This is a genomic window from Moorella naiadis (nom. illeg.) (assembly GCF_051020825.1).
Taxonomy (GTDB): Bacteria; Bacillota; DSM-521; order Neomoorellales; family Neomoorellaceae; genus Neomoorella; species Neomoorella naiadis.
On record NZ_JAXGFQ010000005.1, the window covers coordinates 108,964 to 121,330 of the forward strand.

The following is a 12,367-nucleotide window of genomic DNA, read 5'->3' on the forward strand; positions in this document are numbered from 1 at the left end:
GTGGAAAAACCTTGACCACGCCCAGAGTGCACGTTAAAAAAGGCGATACTGTCATGGTAATTACCGGCAAGGATAGCGGTAAAAAAGGCAAAGTCCTGAGCGTTGCCACTGCCAAAGGCCGGGTAATCGTGGAAGGCGTCAATATTGTTAAAAGGCATACCCGTCCTACCCAGAAACTGCCCCAGGGTGGTATTATTGAAAAAGAGGCCCCCATTGCCAGTAGCAACGTGATGCTTTTTTGTAACAAATGCAATCGCCCCACCAGGATTGGGCGCCAGATCCTGGCCGATGGGAGTAAAGCCCGGGTCTGTAAGAAGTGCGGCGAAGTCCTTGATTAAGCCCAGGGAAAGGAGGGCTGCTTGTGGCCAGACTAAAAGATAAATACCTGCAGGATATCCGTAAAGCCATGCAGGCTAAATTTGGCTATAAAAATATCATGGAGATCCCCAAGCTGGAGAAAATCGTCATTAACATGGGCGTAGGTGAGGCTACCCAGAATCCGAAAGCTATCGATGGTGCCGTCCAGGATCTGTTGGCCATCACCGGGCAGAAACCCGTAGTCACCAAAGCCAAGAAATCCATCGCCGCCTTTAAGCTGCGCCAGGGTACTAACATCGGTTGCAAAGTAACCCTGCGGGGTGACCGGATGTACGAGTTTTTAGACCGCCTGGTAAGCGTCGCCCTACCCCGGGTGCGGGACTTCCACGGCATATCGCCCAACTCCTTTGACGGCCGCGGGAATTATACCCTAGGCATCAAAGAACAATTGATTTTCCCCGAGATCGAGTACGACAAAATCGATAAGGTCCGGGGAATGGATATCATCATGGTCACGACGGCGAAGAGCGATGAAGAGGCCCGGGAACTCTTACGCGGCTTTGGCATGCCGTTCCGGGAACATTAATAAGGAGGACATCCATGGCCAAAAAGTCTTTGCGCATCAAGCAATCCCGCCCACCCAAATTCTCCGTCCGGGCTTATAACCGGTGCTGGCGGTGTGGGCGTCCCCATGGTTATCTGCGGAAGTTTGGCCTGTGCCGGATCTGTTTCCGGGAGCTAGCCTATAAAGGGGAACTCCCCGGCATCAATAAAGCCAGCTGGTAACCGCGGGGACTAGAAGGAAGGGGGTAGTTGCATTGATGACCGATCCCATCGCCGATTTCCTGACCCGCATCCGCAATGCGAATATGGTCTATCAGGAAAAGGTCGAGGTGCCGGCATCCAGGGTCAAGCGGGCCCTGGCCGAGATTTTAAAGACCGAAGGGTATATTAAAAGCTATGAATACGTTGAGGATAACAAGCAGGGTATCCTGCGGTTGTACCTCAAATATGGTCCCAACCGGGAAAAAATAATTACCGGTTTGAAACGGATCAGCCGCCCGGGTCTCAGGGTTTATGCCAAAAAGGGGGAAGTACCCCGGGTCCTGGGAGGCCTGGGAATCGCGGTGATTTCTACCAGTAAAGGCATTCTGACGGATAAAGAAGCCCGCCGAGAAGGCGTCGGCGGCGAGGTAATCTGCTACATCTGGTAGGACTGGAGGTGATCAGGTGTCACGGATAGGCAGGAAGCCGGTTAAAATACCGGCTGGAGTAGAGGTTAATATCGAAGGCAATACCGTCACTGTCAAAGGCCCCAAAGGAAAGCTCACCCGCCAGTTCCCGGAGGTGATAACCATTGCCCGGGAAGGAGAGGAACTCCAGGTTAGCCGGCCCTCGGACGCCAAACCCCACCGTTCCCTGCACGGCCTATCCCGGGCCTTATTGCAGAATATGGTCGATGGCGTAACCCGGGGGTTTGAAAAGGGGCTGGAGTTGGTCGGCGTCGGCTACCGGGCTGCCAAACAGGGCCAAAAATTGGTCTTGACGGTGGGCTATTCCCATCCCGTGGAGATGATCCCCGGGGAAGGGTTGGAAATAGAAGTGCCCGCCCCCAATAAGGTCATTGTCAAGGGGATTGACAAGGAAGCAGTCGGCACCTTGGCGGCTAATATCCGCGAGGTACGTCCGCCGGAACCCTATAAAGGCAAAGGCATTAAATATGAGGGCGAGCATATCCGGCGCAAGGTCGGTAAGACCGGTGCCAAGGGCGGCAAGAAATAGGAGGTAAAGGGATGTTCATCAAGAAAGACCGGAAACGCGCGCGGCAAAAGAAGCACCTGCGGGTGCGGCGGCGCCTGGTGGGCACCTCCGAGCGGCCCCGTTTAAGCATTTACCGGAGCCTCCACCATATCTACGCCCAGGTCATCGATGACAGCCGGGGCGTAACCCTGGCGGCAGCCTCGACCCTGGATCCGGCTTTAAAGGACCTGGGAGCCACCGGGAACAAAGAGGCCGCCAGGAAGGTCGGCGAGCTCATCGCCCGGAAGGCCCGGGAGAAGGGCGTCACTAAAGTGGTTTTTGATCGCGGTGGAAATATCTATCATGGTCGGATCGCTGCCGTGGCCGAAGGTGCCCGGGAAGCGGGACTCGACTTTTAAGGAGGGAAGGAGGGAAAAAATGGCGCGTATTGAAGCCAGGGAACTCGATCTGACGGAAAAGGTGGTCCATGTCAACCGGGTAGCCAAGGTAGTCAAGGGTGGTCGTCGTTTTAGTTTTGCTGCCCTGGTAGTCGTCGGCGACGGCAAGGGTCATGTTGGTGCCGGCCTGGGTAAGGCTAGTGAAGTGCCGGAAGCCATTCGCAAGGGCATCGAAGACGCTAAAAAGAATTTGATCAAAGTACCCATGGTCGGCACGACCATTCCCCATGAAATTATTGGTCACTTTGGTGCAGGCCGGGTCTTATTAAAGCCGGCGGCCCCCGGTACTGGTGTTATCGCCGGTGGTCCGGTGCGGGCGGTCCTGGAGGCTGCGGGAATTCGGGACATCTTAACAAAAAGCCTGGGTTCGGCCAATCCCAATAATGCCGTTTATGCTACCATTGAAGGCCTGCGGGGCCTGAAAAGAGCGGAAGAAGTGGCCCGCCTCCGGGGTAAAACGGCGGCCGAACTCATCGGCTAGGAGGAATAGTCAGTGGCGGATTTTAGAATTACCCTGGTCCGGAGCCTCATCGGCCGGCCGGAGACGGAAAGAAAAACAGCCCGGGCCCTGGGGTTGAGGAAACTCCACAGCCAGGTGGTACGTCCGGATACACCGGTGATCAGGGGACAGATTCAGAAACTCGCCCACCTGGTCAAGGTGGAAACTCGCGCATAGGAGGTGACCCAGTTGCGTCTTCATGAATTACATCCGGCGGCAGGTTCCCGCTCAGGGGCCACCCGCGTGGGCCGGGGGATTGGTTCCGGCCTGGGGAAGACCTCCGGTCGCGGTCATAAGGGCCAGAAGGCCCGTTCCGGCGGCGGCGTTCGCCGGGGCTTTGAAGGCGGCCAGATGCCCCTGACCCGGCGCCTGCCCAAACGGGGCTTTACCAATATCTTTGCCCGCAAACTGGTAGCCATCAATGTGGGTGAACTGGAACGTTTTGAACCGGATACAGTCGTCACCCCAGAGCTGCTCCATGAAGCCGGCTTGGTTAAACAGGCCCGGGATGGAGTAAAGCTCCTTGGTGATGGCGAACTGACCCGGAAGCTCACTGTCAAGGTTCAAGCGGCCAGTCGCCAGGCCATCGCGAAGATCGAGGCTGCCGGCGGCAAAGTCGAGGTGATGTAGGTGCTTGAAACCCTGGCCAGTGCTTGGAAACTGGAGGATCTACGGAAAAAGATCTTTTTTACCCTGATCATGTTTATTGTCTTCCGCCTGGGAGCCCATATACCGGTACCGGGCATCAATAATGCTATTTTAAAGGAGCTTATTGGCACCGGGACCATCTTTGGGTTTTTTGATGTTATTTCCGGCGGGGCTTTTAAAAGGTTTACCATCTTTGCCATGGGCATTATGCCCTACATTAACGCCTCGATTATCATGCAACTCCTGACGGTGGTGATCCCTACCCTGGAGCGCCTGGCCAAAGAAGATATTGAAGGCCGCAAGAAAATCGTCCAGTATACCCGTTACGGCACCGTCGTTTTAGGACTGCTCCAGGCCCTGGGCATGGGCCTGTACCTGGCCCGTTCCAACGCCTTCCTGCATCCGGGTGTTTTTAACTACCTGGTGGTCGCTATCATGCTGACGGCGGGCACGGCTTTCCTGATGTGGATGGGCGAATTAATCACCGAAAAGGGCATTGGCAACGGTATCTCCCTGATCATCTTTGCCGGGATAGTGTCGCGCCTGCCGGCAGGGGCAGCCAGTCTCTACCAGTATATTACGGCAGGTACAGTAAATATCCTCTCTTTGGTGGCCTTTGCCCTCCTCGCCGTGCTGATTATCGCTGCTGTGGTCGCCGTCCAGGAGGGGGAGCGCCGGATTGCCGTTCAGTACGCCAAGCGGGTGGTAGGCCGGCGGGTCTATGGCGGCCAGAGCACCCATATACCCTTAAAGGTCAACCAGGCCGGGGTTATCCCCGTGATCTTTGCCATGTCCATCCTGCTCTTCCCCAGCACCCTGGCGTCCTGGTTTCCCCAGAGCAGCCTGGCCCAAAGCGTCGTGCGCTTCTTCGACCCGCGGTCGGCTTTCTATATGATCCTGTACGCGTTGTTGATCATCTTTTTTACCTATTTTTATACAGCCGTAACCTTTAACCCCCAGGACGTGGCCGATAACATGAAGAAATACGGCGGCTTTATTCCGGGTTTAAGGCCGGGCCGGCCAACAGCCGAGTATATTGAACGGATTCTCGCCCGGGTAACCCTGGCCGGGGCCATCTTCCTGGCCTTTATCGCGGTTTTGCCCAATATCCTCATGGCCATCACCGGGATTAATGTCTATTTCGGCGGTACCTCCCTGCTGATTGTCGTTGGCGTGGCCCTGGAAACCATGAAGCAGATGGAATCCCACCTGCTGCTGCGCCATTACCAGGGCTTTATGAAGTAATAAATCGGGGGGGAAAAAGGATGCGCTTGGTATTATTGGGACCACCAGGTGCCGGCAAGGGCACCCAGGCCGCGGCGATCAGCCAGCGTCTTAATATACTCCACATCTCGACCGGGGATATGTTTCGGGCAGCCATCAAGGAAGGGACCCCTCTGGGCCGCCGGGCGGAGGCCTATCTGCAGGCAGGAAGCCTGGTACCCGACGAGGTAACTATAGGGTTGGTCCAGGAACGCCTGGAGCAACAGGATTGCCGGGCGGGTTTCCTCCTGGATGGTTTTCCCCGGACGGTGGTCCAGGCGGAGGCCCTGGATGCCTGGCTGGCCAGCCGGGTTGAAAAGCTGGATGCTGTTATCGACATCGAGGTGCCCCGGGATGACCTGTTGGAGCGCCTGACGGGACGGCGGGTCTGTCCCCGGTGCGGGGCGACCTATCATGTACGTTATAATCCCCCGGCGGTAGCGGGCAAGTGTGACAACTGCGGCGGGGAACTGATCCAGCGGGCTGATGATACGGAAGCGACTGTCAGCAAGCGCCTGGATGTCTACACCCAGCAGACCGCGCCGCTAATCACCTATTACCGGCAACGGGGGCTTTTGCAGGAGATTGACGGCAGCCAGGCCATCCCGGCGGTAACCCTTGCTGTCGGTAAGGCCCTGGGCAGAGACTGGCGATGATTATTCTTAAATCACGCCGGGAGATCGACTTGATGCGGGCCGCCGGCCGCCTGGTCGCCGGCGCCCTGGCGGAGCTGGGGGCCCACATCGCTCCAGGGGTGACCACCGGAGAGTTGGACCGCATTGCCGAGGAGTACCTGCGCCGCCACGACGCCATACCCGCCTTTAAGGGTTACCGGGGTTTTCCGGCCAGCATCTGTACCTCGGTTAACGAAGAGGTAGTCCATGGCATCCCGGGTTTAAAGAAGCTGGCAGCGGGAGATATTATTAGTATTGACATCGGTGCGGTAAAAAATGGTTACGTTGGCGATGCAACCATAACTTTTCCAGTAGGTGACATTGATGCCGGGAAGGAGCAACTTCTGGCGGTCACCAGGGCGGCCCTAGCGGAAGGGATCAAGAAGGCGGTAGCCGGGAATCGCCTCTCCGATATCTCCCATGCCATCCAAACCTTTGTTGAGGATCGGGGCTTTGCAGTAGTACGCGAATATGTGGGCCACGGCATTGGCCGTTCCATGCATGAAGACCCCCAGATTCCCAACTTCGGCCCGCCGGGCTACGGGCCCCGCCTCCGGGTGGGGATGGTTCTGGCAATTGAACCCATGGTCAATGCCGGCACCTTTGAGGTCTATACCCTGCCCAACCGCTGGACAGTAGTCACCAGGGATGGGCAACCTTCGGCTCATTTTGAGCATACAGTAGCGATAACTGAAAACGGACCGGAGATCCTAACGCTACTATAGGTTGGCAGATGGAGGCGAAGGTTATGCCTGCAGGGTCATTGCATGCCGGGCAACTGGTTTTTTCCCGGGCCGGCCGGGACCAGGGCCGCCCTTTTCTGGTCCTGGGGATGGCTGGACCGGATAGGGTTTATCTGGTGGACGGGAAACTGCGGCGCGTTGCTAAACCTAAAATTAAAAACGTCCTCCACGTGCAGCCGGTAAACCAGACGGCCACAATAATCCAGGAACGCTTAAGCCGGAAGGAAATGATTACTGACGCCGAGATACGCCAGGCGATTGCCCAGCTCTTAGGGACGGGAGGGGCTTCTTGAAGGAGGGGTTTATTTGGCCAGGGATGATGTCATTGAAGTTGAAGGTAAGGTAATAGAACCCCTGCCCAATGCCATGTTCCGGGTGGAGCTGGCCAATGGGCACCGGGTACTGGCCCATGTTTCCGGTAAAATCCGGATGAACTTTATCCGCATTCTACCCGGGGACCGGGTGACGGTGGAATTATCACCCTATGATTTAAATCGGGGCCGGATTGTTTACCGCTATAAATAAGCCGGGAGGGTTACAGTTGAAAGTCAAGCCTTCGGTAAAACCGATCTGCGAAAAATGTAAAGTGATCAAGCGCAAGGGCAAGGTCATGGTTATTTGCGAGAATCCCAAGCATAAGCAAAAACAGGGGTAGACGGGAGGTAAGGCGAAATGGCGAGGATTGCCGGGGTGGACCTGCCCCGTGATAAACGGACCGAGGTTGCCCTGACCTATATCTATGGCATTGGCCGGCCCCAAGCTAACAAAATCCTGGCGGTGACGGGAGTCAATCCCGATACCAGGGTGCGGGACCTGACGGAAGAAGAAGTCAACCGCTTACGGGAATATATCGATAAAAATGTAGTCGTCGAAGGCGATTTGCGGCGTGAGGTTTCTTTAAATATCAAGCGCCTGATGGAAATCGGCTGCTACCGGGGCCTGCGGCACCGGCGGGGCTTGCCGGTGCGCGGCCAGCGTACTAAGACCAATGCCCGTACGCGTAAGGGACCGCGCCGGACAGTAGGCGTGCGGCGCAAAAAGTAAGGGGGAAGGATTATGCCACCACGTAAAACCGCCCGGCCGCGACGGCGGGATCGCAAGCATATTGAAAACGGCATCGCCCATATTAAATCAACTTTTAACAACACCCAGGTGACCATTACCGATAAAAACGGGAACGCCATTTCCTGGGCCAGTGCCGGGACCGTTGGCTTTAAAGGTTCCCGCAAGAGTACACCCTTCGCGGCCCAGATGGCAGCGGAGGCTGCCGCCAAACAGGCCATGGAGCATGGCCTGCGGGAGGTCGAGTGCTACGTAAAGGGCCCCGGGGCCGGCCGGGAAGCAGCTATTCGCTCCCTCCAGGCTGCCGGGCTGGAAGTCAGCGTCATTAAGGACGTAACGCCCATTCCCCATAACGGCTGCCGTCCGCCCAAACGGCGCCGGGTATAGAAGAGGAGGAGGTACCTTGGCAAGATATACCGATTCTACCTGCCGCCTGTGCCGGCGGGAAGGAGCCAAGCTCTTTTTGAAAGGCGACCGTTGCTACTCCGATAAGTGCGCCGTCGCCCGGCGCTCCTACGCTCCCGGCCAGCACGGCCAGGGCCGGAAGAAAGTATCGGAATACGGCCTGCAGCTGCGGGAGAAGCAGAAGGTGCGCCGTATTTACGGTGTCATGGAACGCCAGTTCCGTAATTACTTTGAGAAGGCGGAGCGCCAGAAGGGCGTTACCGGTGAAAACCTGCTGGTTACCCTGGAGAGGCGCCTGGACAATATTGTTTACCGCCTGGGATTTGCTGATTCCCGGGCTGAGGCCAGGACCCTGATCCGCCATGGCCATTTTCTGGTTAATGGCCGCAAGGTCAATATTCCCTCGTACCTGGTCCGAGCGGGTGATAGCATCAAGGTCCGGGAGAAGAGCAAAGCCAGCCCCAGGTTTAAGGAAATTGCCGCAGCAGCAGCCCACCGGACTGTACCGGCCTGGTTGAGCGCCGATGGCAATGCCCTGGAAGGTCATATCTTGGCCCTGCCGACGCGGGAACAGATAGACACGCCGGTACAGGAACACCTCATCGTTGAGCTGTACTCCCGCTAAAGCTGGAGTCAGTTGAGCTCACGAGAAGGAGGGGAACAATGCTGGAAATTGAAAAGCCCCGGATCGAGTGTCAGGAAATAAACGACAAATACGGCCGGTTTGTTGTTGAACCCCTGGAACGTGGTTATGGGATTACCCTGGGTAACTCCTTGCGGCGGATGCTCCTGTCATCCCTGCCGGGGGCAGCGGTAACGTCAGTGAAGATCGAGGGGGTTCTCCATGAGTTTTCCACTATCCCCGGGGTAGTTGAGGATACGACCGACATTATCCTGAACATTAAATCCCTGGCTCTGAAACTCCATAGCGAAGAACCCAGGGTAATCCGGATTGAAGTGGATGACGAAGGGGTAGTCACTGCCGGTGACATTATTACCGGTGCTGATGTGGAGGTTTTAAACCCGGAACTGGTTATTGCCACCGTTGAAAAGGGCGGGCGCCTTTTCATGGAAATGACGGTGGAAAAAGGCCGGGGGTACGCCAGCGCCGATAAAAATAAAAGCGAGGACCAGCCCATCGGGATTATCCCTGTGGACTCCCTCTTTTCCCCGATTCACCGGGTGAATTATAAAGTTGAAAATACCCGGGTGGGGAAGATCACCGACTATGACAAGCTGACCCTGGAAGTGTGGACCGATGGCAGTATTGCCCCCGATGAGGCTGTGAGCTCGGCGGCTAAGATTCTTATCGAGCATATGCGCCTTTTTTTAGGGTTGACGGAGCGAGTTAGTGATGAAGTCACCATGGTCGAGAAGGAAGAAGATACCAAGGATCGCCTCATGGATATGTCCATTGAGGAACTCGATCTGTCGGTCCGCTCTTATAACTGCCTGAAACGGGCCGGCATTAATACCGTAGCCGAGCTGTTACAGCGTTCTGAAGAAGATATGATGAAGGTCCGTAACCTGGGAAAAAAATCCCTGGAAGAGGTTACCCAGAAACTAGAAGAACTGGGCCTGGGCCTGCGCTCAAGCGAAGAGTAAAGGGGGGAGCTTTGAGGTTATGGGTTACCGCAAGCTGGGCCGCCTGGCCGGCCATCGTAAAATGTTACTGCGGAATATCGTGACTTCCTTATTAAAACACGGCCGTATAGAGACGACGGAACTACGGGCTAAAGAACTCAAGAGCCTGGCCGAGAAGATGATTACCCTGGGTAAACGGGGGGATCTCCATTCCCGCCGCCAGGCCCTGGCCTATCTCCTGGACGAGGATGTCGTCACCAAACTCTTTAAGGAGATCGGCCCGCGCTACGCCAAGAAAAATGGTGGTTACACCCGGATTGTCAAGACCGGGTACCGCCAGGGTGACGGCGCCCCAATGGTTCAAATAGAACTGGTATAGGCCATGATTGTACTCCAGGGCGTAACCTTTTACTACCCCGGTGCTACTACGCCGGCCCTGGAAAAAATCAACCTGGGGATTCAACCGGGGGAATTCCTGGCCGTGACCGGTCCTAACGGTTCCGGCAAATCGACCCTGGCGCGGCTGCTGAACGGCCTGCTGCGACCCGGGGAGGGCCGGGTGCGGGTGGACGGACTGGACACCGGGGAGCCAGCTTCCCTGGTTGCCATCCGGCGCCGGGTGGGCATGGTCTTTCAGGATCCTGATAACCAGCTGGTGGCCGCCACGGCAGCCGATGATGTGGCCTTTGGCCTGGAAAACCTGGGCCTGCCACCGGCAGAGATCCGGGCACGGGTCGACTGGGCACTGAAGACCGTAGGCCTGGATGACCTGGCTGACCGGCCGCCCCACCAGCTCTCGGGCGGCCAGAAACAGCGTTTGGCCCTGGCCGGTGTCCTGGCCATGGAGCCCCGGTACCTGGTCCTGGACGAAGCCACGGCCATGCTCGATCCGGTAGCCCGGGAGGAGATCCTGCAACAGGTCCTCAAACAGCGACGGGAGCAAGGGATAGCCGTGATCCTTATTTCCCACCTGATGGAAGAGGCCCTGCTGGCCGACAGGATGCTGGTTATGCAGGCTGGCAAGATTACCTGGACCGGCCAACCCCGGGAAATTGTTCACCAGGACAGGGTCCTGGCGGCGGCCGGGTTACGCCTGCCGGCCGTAGTAGCCCTGGGCCAGAGCCTGCGCCGCCGGGGCTTCCAGCTGGGAGAAAATCCGCTCAATGGGGAGGAGCTGGCCCGGGTCCTATGGAAATTAGCCTCCAGGAGGTAGATTTTGCCTACCAGGTAGCCGGTCGGCAGCTACCTGTTCTTCATAATATAACCCTGTGTCTCCGGCCGGGGGATACCCTGGCCATTACCGGCGCCGGGGGCTCCGGTAAATCGACCCTGGCCCAGCTTATGGCCGGCTTGCTGGAACCTACAGGGGGGAGAGTCAGCCTGGACGGCCGGGCCGTGCCGGCCCGGGGGAAGATCCGGGGCCTATCTCCCTGGTCCCGGGTGGGCATGGCCTTCCAGGCGCCGGAACAGCAGCTTTTTGCTGAAACAGTCCTGGCCGATGTCTCCTTTGGGCCGCGCAACCAGGGCCTCGACCCGGCGGCCGCAGAAGCCCGGGCCCAGGATGCACTGCGGGCTGTAGGACTGGATCCTGAAGTCCTGGGGCCTCGTTCCCCTTTTAACCTGAGCGGCGGCCAGCAGCGGCGGGTAGCCCTGGCGGGGATCTTGGCCATGGCGCCGGAGGTCCTGATCCTGGATGAGCCTACGGCCGGCCTGGACCCGGCCGGCCAGGAGCAGATCCTGGCTTTAATCAGGAGTTTTGCCCGGCAGCCGGGCAAAGGTGTGGTCCTGGTCTCCCATAATATGGCCGAGGTGGCCACCCTGGCCGGCCAGATCCTGGTCCTGTACCAGGGCCGGGTGGTCCTCCAGGGAACACCGCGGGAGATTTTTCGCCAGGGCGAAGCCCTGCGGGCCTATGGCCTCCTGCCGCCGCCCCTGACGCGCTTAATGCATAACCTGCGCCAACAGGGAGCCCCAGTACCCCTGGATATCCTCACCCTGGACGAGGCCCGGGCGGCTATCATACGCTGGTTGAGGGGGTAACGGGGTTGGACCTCACCCATGGCGGCGGTCCGCCACTAACGAACGGGAGATATAAGAGGTAGGCAAGCTTCCCACCTCTCACCTCCCACTTCCCACATCTCATTTCGGAGAGGTGAGGGCGGTGGCTTTCGAACTGGGGCAGTATATTCCGGGCAACAGCAGCATCCACCACCTCGATCCCCGGGCCAAGCTCCTGGGCCTGCTCCTTTATGGCCTGGCCCTCCTGACTGCTCCTGATGGCCGGTCGGCCTGGCTGGTGGGCTGTATCGCCCTGCCGGTAGTCCTGGCGGCCGGTCTGACCCCGGCCTTTATCTGGCGGCAGTTACGGCCCCTGGTGATTTTCCTGATCTTGATTTTTATCTTCCAGGTGGTCACCACGCCGGGAACAGCCCTATATTACCTGGGTCCCCTTACAGTGACCAGGGAAGGGCTCAACCTGGGACTCCTGGCCCTGGCCCGGGTCTTCTTTCTGGTCCTGGCCGCTGCCCTTTTGACGGCAACAACCGATCCCCTGGCCCTGGCCGACGGGCTGGAACGCCTCCTGGCGCCGGGGCAAAGGATCGGCCTGCCGGCCCAGGAACTGGCCCTGATGTTGACCCTGGCCCTGCGTTTTGTCCCCACCCTCCTGGAGGAGGCAGAAAGGATCAGGCGCGCCCAGATGGCCCGGGGCGCCTCCTTCCGGGGCCTGCAGGTCAAAAACCTGATGCCCCTGGTGATCCCCCTCTTTGTCAGCGCCTTCCGCCGGGCGGAGGGCCTGGCCGAGGCTATGGAAGCCCGGGCCTACCAGGGCGGGTCAGGGCGGACGAGGATGCGGGAATTAAGAATGAAGACGGCCGATCTTTTTTTCCTGTTGTTGGCCGGTGCCCTGGCAGCCGGGTCCCTTTATTACCGGCTGAAATTTGTTTCCTAACCGGGAGGTTTAAGGAGGGAGGA

Annotated in this window: 23 protein-coding genes; all 23 read left to right on the top strand. The window is 58.0% G+C overall.

Translation table 11 applies throughout. The features are described 5' to 3' along the window. The first annotated feature begins 11 nt into the window (after window positions 1–11). The 23 genes from rplX (at window position 12) to SDD30_RS05020 (ending at window position 12,344) form a co-directional block, all read left to right on the top strand. Window positions 12–338 carry a 50S ribosomal protein L24 gene (rplX, locus tag SDD30_RS04910; protein WP_434073811.1) on the top strand — a complete coding sequence of 109 codons (327 nt, stop codon included), beginning with the start codon at window positions 12–14 and terminating at the stop codon, window positions 336–338. A 23-nt stretch (window positions 339–361) separates the two neighbouring features. Beyond that, window positions 362–904: a 50S ribosomal protein L5 gene (gene rplE / locus SDD30_RS04915; RefSeq protein ID WP_434073812.1), complete on the top strand. Its 543-nt coding sequence runs from the start codon at window positions 362–364 to the stop codon at window positions 902–904. A 14-nt stretch (window positions 905–918) separates the two neighbouring features. Beyond that, entirely contained in the window at window positions 919–1,104 is a 186-nt protein-coding gene (locus SDD30_RS04920) for a type Z 30S ribosomal protein S14 (RefSeq protein WP_434073813.1), read from the top strand. A gap of 35 nt (window positions 1,105–1,139) precedes the next feature. Beyond that, the gene (rpsH, locus tag SDD30_RS04925) at window positions 1,140–1,532 is read left to right on the top strand and encodes a 30S ribosomal protein S8 (protein ID WP_109207007.1); all 393 of its coding nucleotides are present in this window, start codon (window positions 1,140–1,142) and stop codon (window positions 1,530–1,532) included. Window positions 1,533–1,548: 16 nt separating this feature from the next. After that, window positions 1,549–2,100 carry a 50S ribosomal protein L6 gene (gene rplF, locus SDD30_RS04930; RefSeq protein WP_434073814.1) on the top strand — a complete coding sequence of 184 codons (552 nt, stop codon included), beginning with the start codon at window positions 1,549–1,551 and terminating at the stop codon, window positions 2,098–2,100. Between the two features lie 11 nt (window positions 2,101–2,111). After that, on the top strand, window positions 2,112–2,477 hold the full coding sequence (gene rplR / locus SDD30_RS04935; RefSeq protein ID WP_434073815.1) for a 50S ribosomal protein L18: 366 nt from the start codon (window positions 2,112–2,114) through the stop codon (window positions 2,475–2,477). A gap of 19 nt (window positions 2,478–2,496) precedes the next feature. Further along, window positions 2,497–2,997, top strand: a complete 501-nt coding sequence (gene rpsE / locus SDD30_RS04940; RefSeq protein WP_434073816.1) for a 30S ribosomal protein S5 — start codon at window positions 2,497–2,499, stop codon at window positions 2,995–2,997. A gap of 12 nt (window positions 2,998–3,009) precedes the next feature. Then, window positions 3,010–3,192 carry a 50S ribosomal protein L30 gene (gene rpmD, locus SDD30_RS04945; RefSeq protein WP_434073817.1) on the top strand — a complete coding sequence of 61 codons (183 nt, stop codon included), beginning with the start codon at window positions 3,010–3,012 and terminating at the stop codon, window positions 3,190–3,192. Window positions 3,193–3,204: 12 nt separating this feature from the next. Continuing rightward, a complete protein-coding gene (gene rplO / locus SDD30_RS04950) occupies window positions 3,205–3,645 on the top strand; it encodes a 50S ribosomal protein L15 (RefSeq protein ID WP_434073818.1) in 441 nt (146 codons plus the stop codon). Continuing rightward, complete coding sequence (secY, locus tag SDD30_RS04955; protein WP_434073819.1) at window positions 3,646–4,908, top strand: preprotein translocase subunit SecY; 1,263 nt, start codon at window positions 3,646–3,648, stop codon at window positions 4,906–4,908. Window positions 4,909–4,928: 20 nt separating this feature from the next. Further along, the gene (locus SDD30_RS04960) at window positions 4,929–5,582 is read left to right on the top strand and encodes an adenylate kinase (RefSeq protein WP_434073820.1); all 654 of its coding nucleotides are present in this window, start codon (window positions 4,929–4,931) and stop codon (window positions 5,580–5,582) included. Continuing rightward, window positions 5,579–6,325: a type I methionyl aminopeptidase gene (gene map / locus SDD30_RS04965; protein WP_434073821.1), complete on the top strand. Its 747-nt coding sequence runs from the start codon at window positions 5,579–5,581 to the stop codon at window positions 6,323–6,325. The genes SDD30_RS04960 and map overlap by 4 nt, the downstream gene beginning before the upstream one ends. A gap of 23 nt (window positions 6,326–6,348) precedes the next feature. Continuing rightward, window positions 6,349–6,636 (top strand): KOW domain-containing RNA-binding protein, encoded by a 288-nt coding sequence (locus SDD30_RS04970; protein WP_434073822.1) that lies wholly within the window; start codon window positions 6,349–6,351, stop codon window positions 6,634–6,636. 13 nt (window positions 6,637–6,649) lie between these two features. Continuing rightward, window positions 6,650–6,868: a translation initiation factor IF-1 gene (gene infA / locus SDD30_RS04975; RefSeq protein ID WP_109206955.1), complete on the top strand. Its 219-nt coding sequence runs from the start codon at window positions 6,650–6,652 to the stop codon at window positions 6,866–6,868. Window positions 6,869–6,884: 16 nt separating this feature from the next. Then, window positions 6,885–6,998, top strand: a complete 114-nt coding sequence (gene rpmJ / locus SDD30_RS04980) for a 50S ribosomal protein L36 (RefSeq protein ID WP_011393912.1) — start codon at window positions 6,885–6,887, stop codon at window positions 6,996–6,998. A gap of 17 nt (window positions 6,999–7,015) precedes the next feature. Continuing rightward, entirely contained in the window at window positions 7,016–7,387 is a 372-nt protein-coding gene (rpsM, locus tag SDD30_RS04985) for a 30S ribosomal protein S13 (protein WP_434073823.1), read from the top strand. Window positions 7,388–7,399: 12 nt separating this feature from the next. Continuing rightward, on the top strand, window positions 7,400–7,792 hold the full coding sequence (rpsK, locus tag SDD30_RS04990; RefSeq protein ID WP_109206957.1) for a 30S ribosomal protein S11: 393 nt from the start codon (window positions 7,400–7,402) through the stop codon (window positions 7,790–7,792). A 16-nt stretch (window positions 7,793–7,808) separates the two neighbouring features. Next, a complete protein-coding gene (rpsD, locus tag SDD30_RS04995; RefSeq protein WP_434073824.1) occupies window positions 7,809–8,435 on the top strand; it encodes a 30S ribosomal protein S4 in 627 nt (208 codons plus the stop codon). 38 nt (window positions 8,436–8,473) lie between these two features. Continuing rightward, the gene (locus SDD30_RS05000; RefSeq protein WP_434073825.1) at window positions 8,474–9,415 is read left to right on the top strand and encodes a DNA-directed RNA polymerase subunit alpha; all 942 of its coding nucleotides are present in this window, start codon (window positions 8,474–8,476) and stop codon (window positions 9,413–9,415) included. Window positions 9,416–9,434: 19 nt separating this feature from the next. Then, a complete protein-coding gene (gene rplQ, locus SDD30_RS05005; protein WP_434073826.1) occupies window positions 9,435–9,773 on the top strand; it encodes a 50S ribosomal protein L17 in 339 nt (112 codons plus the stop codon). A 3-nt stretch (window positions 9,774–9,776) separates the two neighbouring features. Continuing rightward, window positions 9,777–10,607 (top strand): energy-coupling factor transporter ATPase, encoded by an 831-nt coding sequence (locus SDD30_RS05010; RefSeq protein WP_434073827.1) that lies wholly within the window; start codon window positions 9,777–9,779, stop codon window positions 10,605–10,607. Continuing rightward, window positions 10,583–11,434 carry an ATP-binding cassette domain-containing protein gene (locus SDD30_RS05015; protein WP_434073828.1) on the top strand — a complete coding sequence of 284 codons (852 nt, stop codon included), beginning with the start codon at window positions 10,583–10,585 and terminating at the stop codon, window positions 11,432–11,434. Before SDD30_RS05010 ends, SDD30_RS05015 begins: the two co-directional genes overlap by 25 nt. A 121-nt stretch (window positions 11,435–11,555) precedes the next feature. Then, complete coding sequence (locus SDD30_RS05020; protein ID WP_434073829.1) at window positions 11,556–12,344, top strand: energy-coupling factor transporter transmembrane component T family protein; 789 nt, start codon at window positions 11,556–11,558, stop codon at window positions 12,342–12,344. The last annotated feature ends 23 nt before the right edge of the window (window positions 12,345–12,367 follow it).